This is a genomic window from Saezia sanguinis (assembly GCF_003991585.1).
In the GTDB taxonomy this organism is placed as follows: Bacteria; Pseudomonadota; Gammaproteobacteria; order Burkholderiales; family Burkholderiaceae_C; genus Saezia; species Saezia sanguinis.
Window position 1 is genome coordinate 234479 of sequence record NZ_PQSP01000001.1, and the last position, 16805, is coordinate 251283.

Genomic DNA, 16805 nt, shown 5'->3' on the forward strand with positions numbered 1-16805 from the left:
ATAAAAAAAAATGGGTCAGGATTACTCCATTGTGATTTCCCAATGAGCGTAATATTCAGTGATAACAATACCTTGTGGATTTTTATTGCGACACACCATATCGGTACCAACAAAGGATATCTCCAGCGTTGCTTCAGACCAGTTTTTTTGGTTTGCAAGATTCCAACCGGTGATCTTCCTGGCCGCTTGCGCATCTTCAGGTGTTTCAAATTCCACCATGATCTGGCGCGGGCCTTTGTGATAAACACTTTGAACCTTGAGGATCGTTGGGCCTGTGTATCCCATCTTCGTTGAAAATTCCTGCTTACTCTTTCTGCCATTCCACAACTGCAGTCTCAAGCTGTAATTAGAACGGGACATAAAAATACTCCTTAAATAAAATCAGGGAGCACTCTTTCCTAACAGGGAAATGAGCGTCCCTGTAGGGTTAGTTAAAAAAGGCATCCTGCCGGTTTTTGCCGGTTGTGCCGCAAAGCGGATGCTAAGAGCGGACTATTTTGATCAGCACCATGGATGTGGTGTCGCAGCCTTAAAGATCGGGGCTGCCTGGGCATGTTGCCGACTTAAGCGGCATGACATTGTGTAATATTGGCTCTACTTATAAAGAAGGGGGCATAAAATAGGAAACCCGGCTCACAGCATAAAATCATGATGCTGCAGTTTTATCAGGTGCTTTTTGAAGCGGTTCAATTCCTCGCAACACATCGATTCTTTCAGAAACCCTGAAAGCGGCTTCGAGCTCAGAGATGCCATGCTCCTTCATGAGTTGATAGCGTTCGTGTTTTTCTTCCGGTTCCGTTGCAGCCAATGCCAGAAACAAGCTTGGTGGAACTGCCCGAAACAGCACCTCCATTGATTTGGAAAGAATCACGCCTTCAGTGAATTTTCCGGCTTCTTTTCTGGCAGAGAGCATCAGTGTTTTCTGCGCTGCATTGAGCTCTCTGAACCGGGCGATCTTTTCCACTTCGTCTGGCGGCATATTCAAACACACCCACCATTCGATCATATTTAGCATCGGTTCAGCTGCTTTGGGCAGATCATCCAGATTCTGTGTGGCTAACCAGAACCATGCGCCCAACTTGCGCCACATCTTCGTAATTTTCACGATGTAGGGGGAAAGCAGGGGGTTTTTCGTGACGATATGGCCCTCATCCGTGATATTAATGATCGGGCGACCCAGCATCTGGTCGCGTTCGGCAATGTTATTGACTGTATTGATGAGCGATATGTAGGCAATAGACAATTGCGCGTTATATCCCTCGCGGGCAAATGTTGCCAGATCCACAATCGTAATGTCCGCTTCCGGCCAGGGTGTGCCGGGCCGGTTGAACATTTCTCCATCAACACCTTGACAGAACAAAGCAAGAGCATCAGCCATCTCCAATAGCCTGGACTGACGGGATTCCGGCAAGCCGGGGTCTTTGGCCCGGCTTCTGAGCGCATCACGGATATCCTGTGTCAATACCATACGGCCATGTTTTGCACACTTTTGGGCAGCATCCAGAATGCATTGGCGAATCAAACTGCGGTCTGCCCGCGTCATACGCATTTCTTCTTTTTCTTCGCCGCCAGTGATCATCAGACGCGCTGTAATTTCCAGCTCCCCCAAAACATCGCGCTGCTCGTCAAACAGGTCATGGTTAGTATCTTGAGTTTTTTGTGTAATGTGCGCAGTATCCTCATCGAGCGCATCCACGTCCAAGGTTTTGACCTTGTCCGGGGTTTCAACCAACCGGGCAGCATCAATGAACGGAGCCAGCGACACACCGGAGCCTGGAGCCAACCGTACCCGATGCACGGACAATCCCATTTTTTTAGCAAGATCACCAAACAGTCCGAAAGAGTTTCCGGCCTCGATCACAAACAGACGTGGCCGGTATATGGCGACCATTTGAGCAAGCAGATTGTTGAGTGTGGCGGACTTGCCCGAACCGGTTGGTCCAAAAACGAACAAATGTGCGTTCATTTGTCGGTCTTTGCGGTTAAGTGGGTCAAATGTTACCAAACCGCCGCCCCGGTTAAAAAAGGTAATACCAGGATGACCAGTACCCTGGCTTCTGCCCCATACAGGCGATAAATTGGCGGCGTGCTGCGCAAACATCAGCTGGCTGTACCAGTGGCGCTTGTCCCGGTCGGGATCAAACACACAGGGCAACCAGCGCAGGTAGGAATTCAATGGCGCTACTTCATCTTCATCCCTAACCGGCTGCAGCCCTGCGCCAAGCATCACATTGCATAGTTGCAAATCCCGCGCATCGAGTTCCTCCTGGTCTTTACCACGCAGATAAAATACGAGGGAGCCTCGATAGAGTTTATGTGAACTGCCAATTAGTGACCGGGCTTGTCTGACATCGGCTCTGGCCTGTTCCGAGGCCAGTGTGTCACCAACAGATTTTTTTGCGAGATAATTCAGATGGGACTCCAAAGTGTCCTGTGGGGTGATCACGATGGTGAGTACCATCATCGTATCTTCGGGCATCTGATCCATTAGCGCGTTAATGGCATCTCCCCCTTTTGGGGTCTCGCCTGTAATGTGACCGATTTTCGGTGGGTTGCGCAAACGATCAAGCACCAGTACCCGATGAGGCCAGTTGTTGAAGTACCATTGGCCCGTTTGAGCGTCTGAGCGGGGCTGTTCAAAAAACAGCCGTTGTGAGAAATCTCTCCCGCAAGCCAACTCAATTTCACCGGGTTCGTTTTCCTGCGGGTAGGACGCCAGCTGGTAAAAGCGTTCGCGGTCATTGATATGCCCACCCAACATGGTCGGGTGGGGATTGAACCAGCGTAGCAGCCAGTCGTGAATATCGCGAACGCCCATCCGTGTGGCTTTGACGCCTGCGTTGGAGAGTCCACCGATTAATCGTTCACAGGCAATATTCAATGCCTGTTCCGGTGACATATCCCGGCGTGAAGCTGATGCGGCCACCCGGCGATACACCACCAGTCTGACACGTCGGGTCTGGCCTCGCCAGGGCAGGCGAGTGACGGCGTTATCCGTAAATAATCCGCCTGGCTTTGAGACGGATTGCAAGTGATGCTGGAAGTGCTTGAGATAAAACTCGCTGAACTGTGTCCCCTTGGCGCGGGGATGAATGTAGTTTTCAAGCGTATCCAGGTAATGGTCCCAGCTTGTTTCGTCCTGAGCATAAAGCTGAATGATCCATGGATTTGTTTCATGCTCATCAAAACTATCCTGTAAAGCGTTTTCCAGTGCGTCACGCACATGCTGCAGCCAGCTTGCCTCCCGTCCTTCAGTGCCAATGGGCAGCAGCTCATAAAACGCTGCTACAGACTGACCGTCATCAAGCAGCATGGATTGCGATTCAGGCAAAAACTCTACCCACGGCAGCATATCGGTAAAAGAAGGCCCCACATGGTACAGAGCCTGCTCATCAGCTACTGTTGCTGGTTTTTTCTCTGCAACCGCACCAGGTTCAGGAATACCATTGGCTTTGAGGTTTTCAACATGGCTTTGCCAGGCATCAAGGTTTTTGTTTTCTGCCTTGTTCTGAGCGCCACGGCGAAAGATTCGTTCAAATACACCCATCAGTAATTCTCCGTTCTCTCTCCGGGCATCGCATATTGCACACGTTGATACAGCGGAAACACGGTGGTATAGCCTGGTACCGGCACAGGATCAGTTCCCGCCAGATGCGGAAATATGTACATGACCATGTCAGGGTTGGGCAGACGTTGAAACTGGCTATGGATTTCATTTACTGCCGTTCTCGTATATGTGGCCTGCATGACCGGAGTTTGCTCAATATCAGCGTTTGACAATGGGCGACGCAAACTCTGACGTGCATCCATCAACTGGCGGGATTGCTGGCTTCCAGCAGATCCACCGGTGCCCACCTCCCAAATATCCATCATCGTTTTATCACCATGAGTGAGCATATCGTCTTTGGTGGTGGAACACCCGGCCAGCCATGTGGCCAGAACTATTAAAATCAAGGTTCGTTTAATCGAGGTCATAGGCATGACTTCCCCCTAAAGTATGGTCGACCTTGCGGCCTGTTTCGTCAAAATCAATGGCGATCTGTTCGTTGATATGTATTGCAACCTGTGCGCCGGGCTGCACATATACAGCAGCAAACGCCTCTCCGTACAGTCGGTTCACCCATTTGGACATATCACGCACGCCGCCCATCAGGATTTGTCCGGCGGCTTCGTTGCCAGTAATCCCGACAGTGCCCACCGTGCCATCCGGGTTGGCATAACTGAAATTGCCGCCCTCATCCTTGATGAGTGATGCTGCGCCCGCACCGGCAGCAGTAATCAATGCCTGGGTGCTCAGGTACTGCTGGGCGTTGGATTTGCGCTCTCCGCTAACGCATGGAATACCGTAGGGGTCAGAAATCCAGCCCAGTCCCCCTGTGAATCCTGCGCTATTATTGCTGCTGCGGTTGCTGGCCTGGCTGCTTCCCGTTGATGGGGGATAGGTCCTGATGGTGCCGTCGTTAAATACAAAAGTGATGGAATGAATTTGGCCTCTAACGCATGAGAGGGTCCAGTCACCACTGGCGTTGCCACTCATCACGGCACCGGCAACATCAGGAATCTCAATGCCATTTGCCGTCAGATTGTCCGGACCAACCAGCACTTTAAAGGGGTAGGGGTCTGTGACCGTACCATCGACCGGAATACGCCCGATCAGTGCGGTCATGGCCACCGATCCCATCAGCGTGGCATTAGCCGGAACCGTATATACAGGTCGGGGGTTGGTTTTGCCGCTATTTTCACCATACGGTTCGTGACGTATTTTTTCACCGGCATACAAAGACTCAGGCTCATCGGGTTTTCTAAAACTTGTCGGAAAACTGATCGTCGGTTTGTTGCTGCGAGTATCCTGCTGGATTACATCCTGGGGTTCAACCCAGATCATCTGGTCATTTTGTGTTTGATTCTCCGGCTCCAGGCCCAGGCCAATCGGAAAGTTTGGAAGATTAGGGAGGTTGGAGTGCTCAGGTGTTTTGCCGAGGTTTTCCAGGCGGCGTTGCAAGTCCTCAATCATGCTGCGGGTTTGCTGCTGATCGCTGGCAGTTTGATTGCGCTCCTGGCGCAGCCTGTTTTTTTCATCATCCAGAGTGTTTTGGATACGCTGTTCAATATCGCGCTCACGTTGACGCAGGCGTTCGATCTCGGTTTTGTGCTGGGTGTTTTCCTTCAGGGTATTTTGAAGTTCGGTGCGCATTTGCTTAACCTGGCCAACCAGGGTCGCTACCGTATCGCGTGGTGTGTCGCCTTCAATCCCAAGCGCCTTCATTTCTTCGGCTGTGAGTTTTGGGGTTTCCTCGTATGAGTCGGTGTTGGCCTTATTTCCTGATACCAGCTTGATACCAATGAAAAGTACCAGCAGCACAACAGGAATCAGCAGCCATTTCAGCAGTCCGTTACTTTTCATGGATGCCTCCTGCTGTGAATGTTGATTGATGCATCGATCTGGCTAAGAGCAGGCAACAACGATTGGGCAAGACCGCGCTTGCGCGTTACTAGATAAACAACGGTTGTGTCTGCAGGGTGTGTGGCTGGACCAAGGTTGTGATGCTGAAACGTTGCTGCAATAAAATCTCCTTGAAGCAATCGGGGATCAAGCTCGATTACCGAGTTTGATGTGTTTTGCAGCTTAACCGCTGTTACCCAAAAATCCTCCAACCGCCAGGCAGCCATCGGTGTGGCAGCCACAGGCAAGGTTGGCAAAAGCATGGAAAGATCAAAATTGTGTCGCAGATTTACGCGGGTAATGCCCTGAACAGGCTCTACCGTTCGCAGTGGCGCATAAAGGGATTGTGCAGCGTATCTTGTCAAAATGACCGGTACAGGGGTTTCGCGCCGGGGAGTGTTTGTGGCTGTTGTCGGGTTTTGGGACTGCGTTGTAACCGCAGGTGTGCCATAACGACGTGAGGGGTTTTCACCTTCGATGATGCGTATTGACTCTAATGGTGCGTCATCTTCAACTGCCGGAACTGCAGCAATGTCGATCAGGATCAGCTCCCCCGTTTCGGCATCCTGCAGTTGCAGACGTACCGGATCGATTGGCTCTCTTGCCAAAAGATAAACAGTGCCGTTGGTCGTTTGTACGCGCAGTTTATTGGCAATTGATCCCGGGATACCCACGCGCACGTTTCTATCTACAAAAATCACACGTTCCTGACCTACGACCAGTGGAATTGCCAGTGGCAGACGCTCCCAGGGCATCAGCAGTACCGCCTTGGCAGGTATTGCCAGACAGAGGAGGATAAATGGAATAAGGCATTTAAGTAATTTCATGATGGTGCCTTTCATCGGTTGGAGAAACCTGTAGCAACAGGAGCTGATTTGGGGATTTCAATGCGCTGCGGCGTCTCGCTGTAACAATCGAGCACCAAGCCGAAAGGATTTCTCTCAGGGTCAATGTCTGAGCGGGCAACCTTGATGGGGTAGCGCACGAGGGCGCGTTTGACCTGTTCGGTGCCGTAGTATTCATCCGCAGCAATATCAAGCGTGACAATCCAATCGCTCTCAGAGAGGATTTTGACCCGTACAGTGGGATCGTCACCATAGCCCCGACCTGGTATCTCATAAATACCACGTACACGTCTTCGCAATTCACCGCTGTCTCGTTTGAGGGCATAGTCTTGCTGCAAAAATGCGTTGCAACTCGGTGTGAGATAGGGGGAGTAGGCGTGAATGTTTTTGGCGTAATCAGTTTCACCATCTGTAGGCCAGCGGTTGATCTGCTGGAACACGTAAAAAGTAAAGGCGTAGACAGATTCAGGCGGGACCTCCCACCATTTTCGGGTGGAGCCTGAGCGCAGATCAGGCGGGACATGAATCATCAGGTTTTTAGGTGCGCTCCACCAACCTGCACCCATAGCCAGCGCCAACAGGAAAAGCGCCAAAGCCAGAAAGCGCAAAGTCTTGACATGAGATTTGAGGTGCGCCACCTCATTTCTAAAACGGCTCATTGACCGTTCTCCTTTCTTTTGAGGATTCGCCGGGTTGTCCAACGACCGCAACGGGTAATCAAATGCGATCCACCCAACATGTCAGATAGCACCGGGTAACGGACACGGATTTGCCACTGGAGTTGCCGGTACAGCCAGGTGTCTGGCCGTCCCCGTTTCTGCCTGCGCAATATCCCGCCGCCAACAAAGATACCAAGAGCAATACAGATCAGGATGGAAGTGGGGACCATTCCTATCTGCCCGGTTACGATGCCTAGCGGAATTCCTGCCAGAAGTCCGGCCACACCTGTAATGCCGACCGTGATCCAAAGTTCATCGGCAGTCAGTCCCCGTACCACAACCGGCTGACGGTTGAGCCGGTGTGGAAGAAAATTGACGGTACCGTCGGCTAATGTTTTTTGATCGTTGCTCATAAAGAAGCGATCAGAGAATTTCTGTTGCCTGTGTCAGCAACCAGATACCGAGTACCAGCAGCATGGCACCAATGGCAACTGTAAGGCCGAATTGTCCCCAGGTTTTTTTGCCAGTCTGGATTTCGCTGTAGCAGATATAAGCGTGATAGCACACCCCCACAAAAATGCTGGCAATAACGACTAATGCGATCAGCATAATGATGTCGTAGCCATAATTTTGCAGTGTTGAGAGAATGCCATTACCCGTACCTCGTGACGGATCTTCAATTGTTGGCATCCTGCCCTGGGCAAAGGCTTGTTGCGAAGTGAATGCTGTGAGTAGTGCAGCGGCAGGAAGGAAGCGTTTAATAAAGGATTGTTTTGTCATTGATGGATATACCTTTGTGAGTGAAAAATTATGAAAGCAAAAGAAAAGTGAGCGCCAGATACATCGTTGCGAACCGCACGACGACAAGCGCGAATTCTTTATGGGAAAGCTCATTGGCTGCCCAGCAGGAGTAGGCAGAGCGGATTGCCCACACGCCCCACACCAGCAGCGCGATAAAGACAGCGCACAGAAGTAGTGTGGCAACGGCGTCGGGTTCAAATCCGCCATTGACCTTAAAAGCATTGAGCTGATCCGTAGAAAGGCTCATGGCTGGCCTTTCCTACTATTGACGTGCTCGGTGATGTATTGCCCTGTGATCTCCACTGGATCACGGGGCTGCGCACGCTGGGGTGTCAGGTAGTCACGGATACCATTGCGAATACGCTGCATATCTTCATGCAGTCGCGGATAGTCGAAATGGTAGCGGCTCTTCTGGTGCTGTGAGAGCATCTGGCTTTCAGCAGCAATGCGCTCCAGCGTGTCCAGTTGCCGCACAAATATTGCCAGTTGTGCGTGTTCGTCAAAACCTGTTGGTTGCGCGTGTACTTGAGCACTGAGCACCCCGGTAAATAGAACTGCAATGGCGAGTTTTAAACAAGAAAATAATTTAGGCATAACTTCATTGGTAAAGTGAAGATATGCTGATGTTCGGTCAGGATGGCCGCTCTAAGAGCAATAAAAGCGGTTTTGATGCAGACGGTTTTCTTTGGCATGAAAAGCGTGAATCAAAAATTACTACAATTGAACCTGTTGGTAATATAGGAGTTCTTTGAGCTGATCTACTCCCATGAATATTTTATAGGATACTCTCTGTCGCTGATAGTTAAGCACTCCAGTCTTCTGTGTGCACTTTTGGTACCTGTAAAAAAGCGTGGTCATTCGTAACCAATACGGCACCTACAGTTAGAGCATGTGCGGCAATCATCATATCAAGGGGCGCTAAAACCTTTCCTTTACTCTCCATTTCAGCACGTAGTTTTCCATAAATGCCTGCTGTTTCCATATCCCAAGCAAGCGTATCTACACGTTTCAAAAACTCGTGTACCAATTGATGTAATTTTTTGGCTTCTGGACGTTTTGCCAAACCATACAAAAGCTCTCCTTCTGTTATTGCTGATATGCAAAGACTGGTCAGTGGAGCTGCCACTATCTGCTTTGTCACCTGTGGATTTTGCCTAATGAAATGGCTTACTGTGTTGGTATCGAGCATGTAGAGTTTCATTCTTTCCACCCATCAAAAGGATCACGTTTTTGTTTCGTTTGTTCACGGTCTTTTTTGTTTAAAAAGTCTTTGGGAACTTCTGCATTTTCAATGGCTGCAAAAAAACCGTCCCAGTTATCAGGTTTACGCGATAGGATCACATCACCAGTTTTAGGATCTTGGCGAATATAAACCTCTTTAGAGTCAAAGCGGAACTCCGCTGGTAAACGCACGGCTTGGCTGCGTCCATTGGTAAATATTTTAGCTGTTTGTGTCATCATGCACCTCTTGTGGTATATATCTAAGTATATACCAAAAATGAGTGCAAAACAACCATGCATTCTCAGTTGTCGGTGCCATGGTTTGCTGAATGCGCTTACCAAATCAGCCAAGGAAAAGATAGTCATCTGATAATTGATAAAAGTGGGTTTGATACAAATGGTTTTCTTTGATATAAAATTGACAAGTCGTTCAACTACTTGAGGAAAGCCTAAAATGCCTACTGATTTATCCAAACTTAGCTTGTCCGGGTTGAAAAAACTTAGCCAAAATATCACCACTGAAATTAAAAAAAGAGCCCGTCAATCGAAACGGGAGATCTTGAAAGAAGTGAAAAAGCTTTGTGCCAAAGAAGGTGTGGCATTTAAAGAATTATTGAGCCTTAGAGAAAAAGAGGGGACACAAACCCAACAATCAACAAAACAGGCCGCAAAGACCACCAGAGCAAAGCAGTCTAAAAAACCGTTAAAGCCGGTGTATTTTCATCAGACTGATCCAGGCAAGACCTGGTCAGGGCGTGGCAGAAAGCCGCTGTGGGTTGTGGCCTGGATTGAGCAGGGTAAAGATATGGAAAAATTGAAAATTCGCCCTGGTAAAAAATAACAATGCAATGTAGACAAATCGCTCGAATACAAGAAATTTATAAAGATTATTTTCACAAAGGCTGTTGATCTGATCAGATATTTTTATAATCAGCTATGAGGCATTCATAGCACAAAAGATAACCTGATAAAGCAACGAGGGCAGAACGAGGGCCGTATGAGGATTGATAAAGCCTATTGTGAAGAGCTAGGGCGTGAAGTTGATATTGAAGAAGCGTGTATGGAGTTTGCTTTGCAGGACAAGCTCAGCAAATTCCATTTTCTGTGTACCGATCCGGTTTGCAGAAACTATGGCGTGAGAGTCTCAGCAATCAATCACAATAAGGTCGCAGAAGATACACCACTTAAAAGCCCGCATTTCCGTATATGGGATACACATTCAGAGCAGTGTGAGTGGATGGAGTTGGATGAGGCTTTGCAGCAAGAAGGTACAGAGTCAACTACAAACACCTGCTCTAGCAGGGTGGCAGCACAGCTTCAGGCGATTAATACACGGCTGATCAGTCATTTTGTTATTCCCGATGTAGAGAATGAACCGACTGCGCCTGAGCCTCAAGATGATGAATTAAAAAATATCAGAACCATTGTTGATCGCAAGAAAAGGCTGAATGCCAGAAGAGAATATGCGCAGCAGGCTGGTTCTACCACCAGGAATCTGGATTCTTTGGTGAGTTGCTTTTTAGGGTTAAAAGATCAGAATTTACTCGATGCGCAGGAAGTGTCCATATCCGGTGGTGCAGGCACCATCAGCTTCAGAAACCTGTTCAGACATATACGGTATGGTCTTGTGGACGGAGTTGCTGTGTATTATGGTGGTGCGCGTCTTTACAAACGGTATGGCGAGGGTTTTGCGCTGAACCTGATAGACAAAAAAGATGGGGAAAACATCAGTTTATACATATCAAAAGATGATATCCAAAGTTACCGGCCTGCAAAACGCTTTAACCGGGATATCGATCAAATGCAGGAAATGGTAAATGAAGGGCTAAATCCCTATTTCACAATCTACTGGATCGGTGGTCTTAAAAAAGGGGAGAAGGGGTATAGCGTGGATTTTAAACATCTATCTCATTTCACCATGCGCCTTAACTGTCCTTCAAAGAAACCCACAACCCTTGTTGGGGGTGAATCTGAGGAGTAGGTGAAGTAGACGAGGTAAGCGTATTAGCGTTTTGCGCTATATTCAATAATGATTTGATAAAGAAAACCCCGTCGACCAATCCGGGCAGGGCGATATCTTGCTGGTCATCTTGCGGATTGCCCAAGTCAATGCATCCCCGGTTGATAACAATGGTTGCTGCTATAGAATCTTTCGAGGTGATGTTATATGAGTCCACGGTAAGATAAAGATTCCCGCAGTGATAGTAAGCGTCTACTCTTATTTCAAACGTACTGAGCCTGGATTTAACGTATGTTCCAAATGCGCTCATCCACTGGGTGCAATCAGCCCGGCGGGAAAAATCACCATCCAGGCATTCGGTATCCCGAATGAATTTGATTTTTTGGTTTTTCATTATGATTTCAGCAATAAAATTAAAGGTATCGTTTGAAGCTGGCTGCGGTGATATTCACTGCTGTACCTAACAACATGGCACCGGGCAACAGTACCAGCAACGGAGAAACGCTCCATGGCATGGCCAAGTACACCATCCACGGAAGAACAAGAAGTGGAACTAAAAATGCTCTTGCACGGTGATAAATAAAACCGGATTCATATCCAGCAGTCATGCGCCGGATATCACGTTTGACTAGCCCGTCAATGAGGCCGACAATGATTGCCAGGAGCATCAGCGGCAAACTGAACATAATCACCAGTGTTCTCACCATGAATGTCAGCGTGGTGTATGCCGCTGCCAGCACATCATCCTGTATATACCCATAAGCCAGTGCTACATACTCCCTGAAACGTAGTTTGCGGGCACTATCCCTATCAGTGGGGGTTACGATGGCTTTGGTCTGTTCGGTCAGTCCTGTGCGAATAAACAGCCATTCATACGCCTGATTCAAAAGCCAGCCGACTTTTTGGACAGGCTCAGAGATCAGGATGCTTTGAGTATACGTTTGCGAGAATTGCTCCACTTCGTAATGAAACATGTTTTGTGCGTGTTTGTAACCCTGGTCTTTCCAAAACAGATTCATTCCGACAATTTCGACAATAATGGACAGTAGCAGTGAAGCACACAGAATACCAAAAATCGCCAATGGCAAGCCAAGCAGTTTTCCGATAAAGGTCTTGGGTTTGGCTTGCTGCGATTGAGCGGTATCAGCTGCGTCAGCCATGTTCAATTTCTTCCGTAGCGGACAGATCAGGTGACATGACCTGATAGATGCCGGACTCATCAATCGGGGCTTGTGGCTCTACGGATTCCTGTGTGCTCAGTTGTTTAAAATCCTCGACCAGATCTGCTGGCAGATGTTCGCTGTGCAGCGATGGTAATATCTGCTGCTCCCACCACCTTGTGCACTCGACATACTGAGTTCTCATATAGTCTGCAAGCGACTGGATATTTTGGGGAATCTCTTCTCCTGGATCGGTTGCTGGTAGCGGCATACGGATTTTCCAAAGCTGCCCACCTTCGAGCAGTGCAAAAGCCTGTCCTTTGGGCAAACCAACAATGTGAGAGGGTTCTAGCATCGGGACACTGGCTGCAGTAATGCGGTTGACGGTATTGCTGGTAAAAGAGGTGTTGCCGGTAGGATCGGAAGTATCGGTTGCGCCACTCATCAAAAGCGAACTGTATACTTCAACTTTTGGAAGCTGTTTGGTAAGCAGTTCAGCCGTTGCTGTTTCCCGCACGCGCAGCATAATGAGGTTATTGAAATTTCCAAGTACCTGACCGGCTTTTGGTTTGCTGCCGATCCTTGCCTCGATGTCACTCATCGTTTGGGTGTAAGCCGTGATTTGTAAACCCGCGCCGCCGCCCTTGTTAATCATCGGCAGGAATTCATCGCCCATAAGTTCGTTGACTTCATCGGCATGGACGTTGATTGGCACTTTAACGTGCGGATTTTCTCCAGGCAAACCATCATCCAATCCGAATTTATAGATGTGGCCAGCCACAGAGACGAGGTCGGCAAACATGGAGTTGCCAACAGCAGAAGCCACCACGGTGTCGGACAAGGCATCGAGCCCGACATAAACAATGGCTCGCTGGCGAATGACCTGCATCCAGTCTATAACAGGGCGGGGATCATTGAGGTCCGAATAATTCGGAGCCAGTAACTGTGAAATTTTGCCAGTGGTGAGTTTTTCCAGTAGCGGTAAAAGACTCGCGACGATTTTGTCAAAATAGGTTTTGTCGTATCGCACAGCTGATTTCAGACCATCGAGAATCGGGTCATAGATTCTCTCCTGTGTCAGATACTGGTCAAGTGCCACGACACGTTTTTCTCTGCCGATCATGTTGCGTGGCATGTTTTTCTCGTTGATTTTGGCCTCAATTTGCACGATAACATCCCACGCTTTTGGGTTACGCTCAGAAAAATAATGCTGTGCGTATTCGATAAACAGTTCGTCGATGTTAATCACATGGCGTTGAATCTGGAGGTAGTCAGGTCGGTGACCGAGTTCGACCAGGGCACGAGCGATCACATTGATGAAGCGCCACGCAAACTCTTTAAATGCGGCGCTGTTGCCTTCACCCGAAAGCTGACCGGAAATACGGCTTGCTACCTCTGATATACGTCCGAATCGTCCGACTGCGTTGTATCTCGCCGAGATTTCCGGCCAGCCCAGGTGAAAGATATAAAACTCGTTTTCCCGCCCGGCTCTTTTTGCCTCGATATACATGCGAATCAGCATGTCAGCATCACCCTTGGGATCAATGAAAATCGTTGTCTCTCCGCGCCGGATATCCTGTGTTACAAAAAGCTCGCCCAGCCGGGTTTTGCCAACGCGAGTTGTACCCAATACCAGCGTATGCCCGACACGCTCACCCAGCGGCAGTGTCACATCGACTTCATTGGGTTCAATGCCATGCAAGCGGGGCATACCACCAACGGGCGGCAATGGCCTGACCGGGTTCAGTGGATTGTCCCAGCGGGTAACCTTTGCCAGCCAGGCAATGTATTTCGGTGAAAACTCCAGCCTTGCTTCAAAGCGCCTGGCACCATACCAATAGACAGGCATTTCCACATATTTGCGAAATTCCGGTTTGTAAGTCTGTGTCAGGCGATGCGTGTGTTGTTGTCCCCATTGAAACCCCCGACCAATAAACAACCGCTGGTTGCTCACAGGAATTTGCCTGCTGGTGACAGCGTATTTGGGTAGACGGCGAATATTGCGCCGGTAGCGTAGAATGACCCAGGCATCACGAAGCCGGATGCCCGCAAATGTCAGCAGCAAAGCGGCAGCGGTAACGCCAAAAGCAGGGGAGAGTGCCAGTGCCCAGGGTGCGGCAATACACAGAAATGCCGCACAGATACAGACCGCTACCGTATAAAGTTCGACTGCTGGCCGCAGCAAGACTTCAATTGACTGATCCTGCGCCATATTTCTATTGCTCGATGCCGGTTGCAGTGATCAGCACCGGATAGTGTTTCAACTGCAAGCGGGCTGCCAGATCGTCACCAGGGGTAGGGGAAAGCGTGATTTCTGGAGCCAGTTGGCGCAGTTGGTCCAGACTGTCCATGGAGTCCACATTGACCACCAGACCGAATGCTCCCATTTCACGCAAAATGCTTCTACGCTCTTTCAGCCACTTTCGGGAGAGTTCATCATCGCCAATCAAAAAAAATGGCAACAGACCGGGCGCATTGATTATTCGGGGAGCAACCGGCCCAGGTGTCAGGCGCTTGGAGCTTATCGGCAACACGAAGGATTCGTCCTGTTGGGAAACCTGTGACGGTTGGTGCAAGGCTGCAGGTGTAGGTGAAAGTTCAAGTGCAGATGAAAGCGCAGATGCATTGGGCACAATGCCGATGGCATCGAAATATGGTGAGGTAGACCTGCCGCCGTAGTCTTCAATAACGGTCAATGATTGGGCATTAATGCAGGTTATGGGACATAGTAGCAAAAGTGACAGATAAAAGTGTTTCATTTCAGTGCGACCAGTTGTTTGGATGGAAAAGATTGGCGTTGAGGTAGCTGTTGCGGTAGTAATCGGGCATAGTGCCTTTGAACGGCCACACGGTACCGCGCAGCGGCAGCCCCGTTGGCAGGGGAGTGATATTTGCCCATCGTGATGAGCCAGTCCTGACCGGGGCGGTGTTGTTCCGTCAGTATTTGCCCAGCGAGTGTCAGGTTCACATAGGGATCAAGCAAATCACACGGTTTCCCGACTCTGTGAGAGTGATAGCCCACATTAATCTGTCCAAGGCCCACATCGATACGTTTGGCGGATGTGGTTTTAAGGGCCGCAGTCAATCTGGTGCAGGCAGCCTCCTGTGTATCAAAGTAATATCCCTGGCCTGAAATATTGAGTGTCCAGGGCCATGGACGATGTTTCCCATTGATGGATCTGCCGCTTTCCTGCAAGGCGATAGCATAAAGCACCGTTGCAGGAATCTCGGAATAAGCAGCTGCGATCTGATATGCCGGAGGTGGGATTTCTTGTGCTTTGGCATTTTGAATACCTGTTCCAAGGGCATGCAGCAGTAAAAGAAAGAGGATGACTTTCATTGACGTACCCATATTCCTTGAACATTTCTCACCACGGCAGGCAGTTCACCGCCGACATCAAGCAGCTGCCAGCGTCCTGCGTCGTGATTGAGCGTGATGGTGCCTGAGCGCACCCTGGCAGCGTCAATACCTACTTTGGATGCCCAGCGGCGTACTGTGGTGTCATTCCCTCGGCTGTCGATCAGGTAGACATCAAAAGACTGGCCTCTTGCCTGAAGGCGTTTGACCTGCTGGTCGCAGGGCGGGCAGTTTTCTTTGACAAAAACAGCCAGGCGTCCATCACCAGTGATGGTGGTGGCACTGTTGGACAAACCAGTGACTGGCTGTAACGTCGGATACAGTCGTTTCCAGGCGGCATCGTAGGCATGCTGATAGGCGAGTTCTTTTTGTACACGAGCGGCTTCTGCCTGTACCTGTTTTTGGGCATAGTAGCGGCGTTCTTCATCAGAACGTGCTTCAATGCCCAATGCAGTAAGCGGATCGATACCCGGAGAATACAGGCCACGAGGGCCGTCCATCAGTTCTTCGTACCGTTGCCATTCCTCAGGCATGAGTCCCCACTCCTCACCTTTAACCTGTGCTTGAGTGGCCTGGCTGTTTTGGACGGGGGTAAAATGCTGTTGGATCGGTTGCTGTGAGAGTTGCTGCGCATGGGCCATACTAAAAAAACACAGACCCGTGATAAAGCACAAAAGTGTTCGCTGCAATGTTTTCATGGGTGTTCTCCCATAGGCACAACCAGTTTATGGATCTGGCCTTGGCTCTCAAAGGTGGCCAGGCGTCCATCAAACTCCTGCAGCGTCCAGCCATCTACGGTTTCACCAACGCGTATTGGGCGTGCGTTTGATAGCGTAGGAGCTATTTTGGGAGCAACGGAAAGTAACCGCTCGCCGCCTTTGAGTTCTGAGCCGATGAGCAGGAATGACGGGGCGCTCGGGTTTTGTGGCTTGAGCGTGTTTCGCGATGTTCTTGGCGGTGTTGCTTTTTGAGCAGGAGGTGTTTGCTGTTTTTTCGATAACTGCATGATTTGCTCATCGAGTTTGTCCAGTCTTTCATGAAATGTCGCAAGATCGGGCGGATCATTTTGCAGGCGTGATTGAATGTCTGCAAAACGCTGATCAACCAAACGTGAGAGATCCTGCAGTTGGGACGCAGTAATTGCCTGCTCGTCGCTGAGGTTGACGATAATACTTTCCAGCTGCTCGGTGAAATCGATCAGCCGTGTTTGCAGTGACTGGATCAGTGCAGTGTTTTGTTGGTCATTGGTTGCGTGCTCAAGTGCAGTCATCTGACCTTTGTGGATGAAATGTGAAATACTGAGCACAAGCAACCAGGCGAGAGTGATCGCAAAAAACACATAATGCAGTTTGGAAGGT

At 49.4% G+C, this 16805-nt stretch carries 22 protein-coding genes; 3 read left to right on the plus strand and 19 right to left on the minus strand.

Annotation, left to right across the window (positions count from 1 at the left end; genetic code table 11):
- Nucleotides 1-21: 21 nt before the first annotated feature.
- The 10 genes from CUZ56_RS01040 to CUZ56_RS01085 form a co-directional block, all read right to left on the minus strand.
- Complete coding sequence (locus tag CUZ56_RS01040) at nucleotides 22-360, minus strand: hypothetical protein (RefSeq protein ID WP_126977370.1); 339 nt, start codon at nucleotides 358-360, stop codon at nucleotides 22-24.
- Between the two features lie 286 nt (nucleotides 361-646).
- On the minus strand, nucleotides 647-3547 hold the full coding sequence (locus CUZ56_RS01045; RefSeq protein ID WP_126977372.1) for a conjugative transfer ATPase: 2901 nt from the start codon (nucleotides 3545-3547) through the stop codon (nucleotides 647-649).
- The gene (locus CUZ56_RS01050) at nucleotides 3547-3981 is read right to left on the minus strand and encodes a TIGR03751 family conjugal transfer lipoprotein (protein WP_126977374.1); all 435 of its coding nucleotides are present in this window, start codon (nucleotides 3979-3981) and stop codon (nucleotides 3547-3549) included. The genes CUZ56_RS01045 and CUZ56_RS01050 overlap by 1 nt, the downstream gene beginning before the upstream one ends.
- Nucleotides 3962-5404 carry a TIGR03752 family integrating conjugative element protein gene (locus tag CUZ56_RS01055; protein ID WP_126977376.1) on the minus strand — a complete coding sequence of 481 codons (1443 nt, stop codon included), beginning with the start codon at nucleotides 5402-5404 and terminating at the stop codon, nucleotides 3962-3964. Before CUZ56_RS01055 ends, CUZ56_RS01050 begins: the two co-directional genes overlap by 20 nt.
- A complete protein-coding gene (locus CUZ56_RS01060) occupies nucleotides 5401-6270 on the minus strand; it encodes a TIGR03749 family integrating conjugative element protein (protein WP_126977378.1) in 870 nt (289 codons plus the stop codon). The genes CUZ56_RS01055 and CUZ56_RS01060 overlap by 4 nt, the downstream gene beginning before the upstream one ends.
- A gap of 11 nt (nucleotides 6271-6281) precedes the next feature.
- Nucleotides 6282-6947: a PFL_4703 family integrating conjugative element protein gene (locus tag CUZ56_RS01065; protein WP_126977380.1), complete on the minus strand. Its 666-nt coding sequence runs from the start codon at nucleotides 6945-6947 to the stop codon at nucleotides 6282-6284.
- On the minus strand, nucleotides 6944-7360 hold the full coding sequence (locus CUZ56_RS01070; RefSeq protein ID WP_126977382.1) for a TIGR03750 family conjugal transfer protein: 417 nt from the start codon (nucleotides 7358-7360) through the stop codon (nucleotides 6944-6946). The genes CUZ56_RS01065 and CUZ56_RS01070 overlap by 4 nt, the downstream gene beginning before the upstream one ends.
- A gap of 10 nt (nucleotides 7361-7370) precedes the next feature.
- On the minus strand, nucleotides 7371-7727 hold the full coding sequence (locus tag CUZ56_RS01075) for a TIGR03745 family integrating conjugative element membrane protein (RefSeq protein ID WP_126977384.1): 357 nt from the start codon (nucleotides 7725-7727) through the stop codon (nucleotides 7371-7373).
- Nucleotides 7728-7755: 28 nt separating this feature from the next.
- Nucleotides 7756-7995, minus strand: coding sequence for a TIGR03758 family integrating conjugative element protein (locus tag CUZ56_RS01080; RefSeq protein ID WP_126977386.1), 240 nt, complete (start codon nucleotides 7993-7995; stop codon nucleotides 7756-7758).
- Nucleotides 7992-8342 carry an integrative conjugative element protein, RAQPRD family gene (locus CUZ56_RS01085; RefSeq protein WP_126977388.1) on the minus strand — a complete coding sequence of 117 codons (351 nt, stop codon included), beginning with the start codon at nucleotides 8340-8342 and terminating at the stop codon, nucleotides 7992-7994. The genes CUZ56_RS01080 and CUZ56_RS01085 overlap by 4 nt, the downstream gene beginning before the upstream one ends.
- A 23-nt stretch (nucleotides 8343-8365) precedes the next feature.
- Between CUZ56_RS01085 and CUZ56_RS16250 the strand changes: the two genes are divergently transcribed.
- Complete coding sequence (locus CUZ56_RS16250; RefSeq protein ID WP_275427129.1) at nucleotides 8366-8500, plus strand: hypothetical protein; 135 nt, start codon at nucleotides 8366-8368, stop codon at nucleotides 8498-8500.
- Nucleotides 8501-8550: 50 nt separating this feature from the next.
- Here CUZ56_RS16250 and CUZ56_RS01090 read toward each other — a convergent pair whose 3' ends face one another.
- Entirely contained in the window at nucleotides 8551-8937 is a 387-nt protein-coding gene (locus CUZ56_RS01090) for a type II toxin-antitoxin system VapC family toxin (RefSeq protein ID WP_239441938.1), read from the minus strand.
- Nucleotides 8938-8945: 8 nt separating this feature from the next.
- Nucleotides 8946-9206, minus strand: a complete 261-nt coding sequence (locus CUZ56_RS01095) for an antitoxin (protein WP_204250816.1) — start codon at nucleotides 9204-9206, stop codon at nucleotides 8946-8948.
- Between the two features lie 217 nt (nucleotides 9207-9423).
- On the opposite strand from CUZ56_RS01095, the gene CUZ56_RS01100 reads away from it, so the two are divergent.
- Both CUZ56_RS01100 and CUZ56_RS01105 read left to right on the plus strand, forming a co-directional pair.
- Nucleotides 9424-9810, plus strand: a complete 387-nt coding sequence (locus CUZ56_RS01100; RefSeq protein WP_126977394.1) for an H-NS histone family protein — start codon at nucleotides 9424-9426, stop codon at nucleotides 9808-9810.
- Nucleotides 9811-9966: 156 nt separating this feature from the next.
- Nucleotides 9967-10950: a hypothetical protein gene (locus CUZ56_RS01105; protein ID WP_126977396.1), complete on the plus strand. Its 984-nt coding sequence runs from the start codon at nucleotides 9967-9969 to the stop codon at nucleotides 10948-10950.
- Here CUZ56_RS01105 and CUZ56_RS01110 read toward each other — a convergent pair.
- From CUZ56_RS01110 to CUZ56_RS01140, 7 genes are read right to left on the minus strand one after another with little or no spacing between them, the layout of a single operon-like run.
- Entirely contained in the window at nucleotides 10895-11323 is a 429-nt protein-coding gene (locus CUZ56_RS01110) for a hypothetical protein (protein ID WP_126977398.1), read from the minus strand. The two genes, CUZ56_RS01105 and CUZ56_RS01110, sit on opposite strands and share 56 nt — an antisense overlap.
- 19 nt (nucleotides 11324-11342) lie before the next feature.
- Entirely contained in the window at nucleotides 11343-12089 is a 747-nt protein-coding gene (locus CUZ56_RS01115; protein ID WP_126977400.1) for a TIGR03747 family integrating conjugative element membrane protein, read from the minus strand.
- Nucleotides 12082-14301 (minus strand): type IV conjugative transfer system coupling protein TraD, encoded by a 2220-nt coding sequence (traD, locus tag CUZ56_RS01120; protein WP_126977402.1) that lies wholly within the window; start codon nucleotides 14299-14301, stop codon nucleotides 12082-12084. Before traD ends, CUZ56_RS01115 begins: the two co-directional genes overlap by 8 nt.
- A 4-nt stretch (nucleotides 14302-14305) precedes the next feature.
- Complete coding sequence (locus tag CUZ56_RS01125) at nucleotides 14306-14848, minus strand: integrating conjugative element protein (RefSeq protein WP_126977404.1); 543 nt, start codon at nucleotides 14846-14848, stop codon at nucleotides 14306-14308.
- Nucleotides 14845-15429 carry a lysozyme family protein gene (locus CUZ56_RS01130; RefSeq protein WP_126977406.1) on the minus strand — a complete coding sequence of 195 codons (585 nt, stop codon included), beginning with the start codon at nucleotides 15427-15429 and terminating at the stop codon, nucleotides 14845-14847. Before CUZ56_RS01130 ends, CUZ56_RS01125 begins: the two co-directional genes overlap by 4 nt.
- On the minus strand, nucleotides 15426-16088 hold the full coding sequence (locus CUZ56_RS01135; RefSeq protein ID WP_126978499.1) for a TIGR03759 family integrating conjugative element protein: 663 nt from the start codon (nucleotides 16086-16088) through the stop codon (nucleotides 15426-15428). Before CUZ56_RS01135 ends, CUZ56_RS01130 begins: the two co-directional genes overlap by 4 nt.
- A gap of 53 nt (nucleotides 16089-16141) precedes the next feature.
- Nucleotides 16142-16786 carry a hypothetical protein gene (locus CUZ56_RS01140; protein ID WP_126977408.1) on the minus strand — a complete coding sequence of 215 codons (645 nt, stop codon included), beginning with the start codon at nucleotides 16784-16786 and terminating at the stop codon, nucleotides 16142-16144.
- Between the last annotated feature and the right edge of the window lie 19 nt (nucleotides 16787-16805).

What these genes read in the sequence shown, in the direction of transcription:
- CUZ56_RS01040 (WP_126977370.1), bottom strand. Translation starts at nt 360, where the DNA reads ATGTCCCGTTCTAATTACAGCTTGAGACTGCAGTTGTGGAATGGCAGA.
- CUZ56_RS01045 (WP_126977372.1), bottom strand. Translation starts at nt 3,547, where the DNA reads ATGGGTGTATTTGAACGAATCTTTCGCCGTGGCGCTCAGAACAAGGCA.
- CUZ56_RS01050 (WP_126977374.1), bottom strand. Translation starts at nt 3,981, where the DNA reads ATGCCTATGACCTCGATTAAACGAACCTTGATTTTAATAGTTCTGGCC.
- CUZ56_RS01055 (WP_126977376.1), bottom strand. Translation starts at nt 5,404, where the DNA reads ATGAAAAGTAACGGACTGCTGAAATGGCTGCTGATTCCTGTTGTGCTG.
- CUZ56_RS01060 (WP_126977378.1), bottom strand. Translation starts at nt 6,270, where the DNA reads ATGAAATTACTTAAATGCCTTATTCCATTTATCCTCCTCTGTCTGGCA.
- CUZ56_RS01065 (WP_126977380.1), bottom strand. Translation starts at nt 6,947, where the DNA reads ATGAGCCGTTTTAGAAATGAGGTGGCGCACCTCAAATCTCATGTCAAG.
- CUZ56_RS01070 (WP_126977382.1), bottom strand. Translation starts at nt 7,360, where the DNA reads ATGAGCAACGATCAAAAAACATTAGCCGACGGTACCGTCAATTTTCTT.
- CUZ56_RS01075 (WP_126977384.1), bottom strand. Translation starts at nt 7,727, where the DNA reads ATGACAAAACAATCCTTTATTAAACGCTTCCTTCCTGCCGCTGCACTA.
- CUZ56_RS01080 (WP_126977386.1), bottom strand. Translation starts at nt 7,995, where the DNA reads ATGAGCCTTTCTACGGATCAGCTCAATGCTTTTAAGGTCAATGGCGGA.
- CUZ56_RS01085 (WP_126977388.1), bottom strand. Translation starts at nt 8,342, where the DNA reads ATGCCTAAATTATTTTCTTGTTTAAAACTCGCCATTGCAGTTCTATTT.
- CUZ56_RS16250 (WP_275427129.1), top strand. Translation starts at nt 8,366, where the DNA reads ATGCTGATGTTCGGTCAGGATGGCCGCTCTAAGAGCAATAAAAGCGGT.
- CUZ56_RS01090 (WP_239441938.1), bottom strand. Translation starts at nt 8,937, where the DNA reads ATGCTCGATACCAACACAGTAAGCCATTTCATTAGGCAAAATCCACAG.
- CUZ56_RS01095 (WP_204250816.1), bottom strand. Translation starts at nt 9,206, where the DNA reads ATGACACAAACAGCTAAAATATTTACCAATGGACGCAGCCAAGCCGTG.
- CUZ56_RS01100 (WP_126977394.1), top strand. Translation starts at nt 9,424, where the DNA reads ATGCCTACTGATTTATCCAAACTTAGCTTGTCCGGGTTGAAAAAACTT.
- CUZ56_RS01105 (WP_126977396.1), top strand. Translation starts at nt 9,967, where the DNA reads ATGAGGATTGATAAAGCCTATTGTGAAGAGCTAGGGCGTGAAGTTGAT.
- CUZ56_RS01110 (WP_126977398.1), bottom strand. Translation starts at nt 11,323, where the DNA reads ATGAAAAACCAAAAAATCAAATTCATTCGGGATACCGAATGCCTGGAT.
- CUZ56_RS01115 (WP_126977400.1), bottom strand. Translation starts at nt 12,089, where the DNA reads ATGGCTGACGCAGCTGATACCGCTCAATCGCAGCAAGCCAAACCCAAG.
- traD (WP_126977402.1), bottom strand. Translation starts at nt 14,301, where the DNA reads ATGGCGCAGGATCAGTCAATTGAAGTCTTGCTGCGGCCAGCAGTCGAA.
- CUZ56_RS01125 (WP_126977404.1), bottom strand. Translation starts at nt 14,848, where the DNA reads ATGAAACACTTTTATCTGTCACTTTTGCTACTATGTCCCATAACCTGC.
- CUZ56_RS01130 (WP_126977406.1), bottom strand. Translation starts at nt 15,429, where the DNA reads ATGAAAGTCATCCTCTTTCTTTTACTGCTGCATGCCCTTGGAACAGGT.
- CUZ56_RS01135 (WP_126978499.1), bottom strand. Translation starts at nt 16,088, where the DNA reads ATGGCCCATGCGCAGCAACTCTCACAGCAACCGATCCAACAGCATTTT.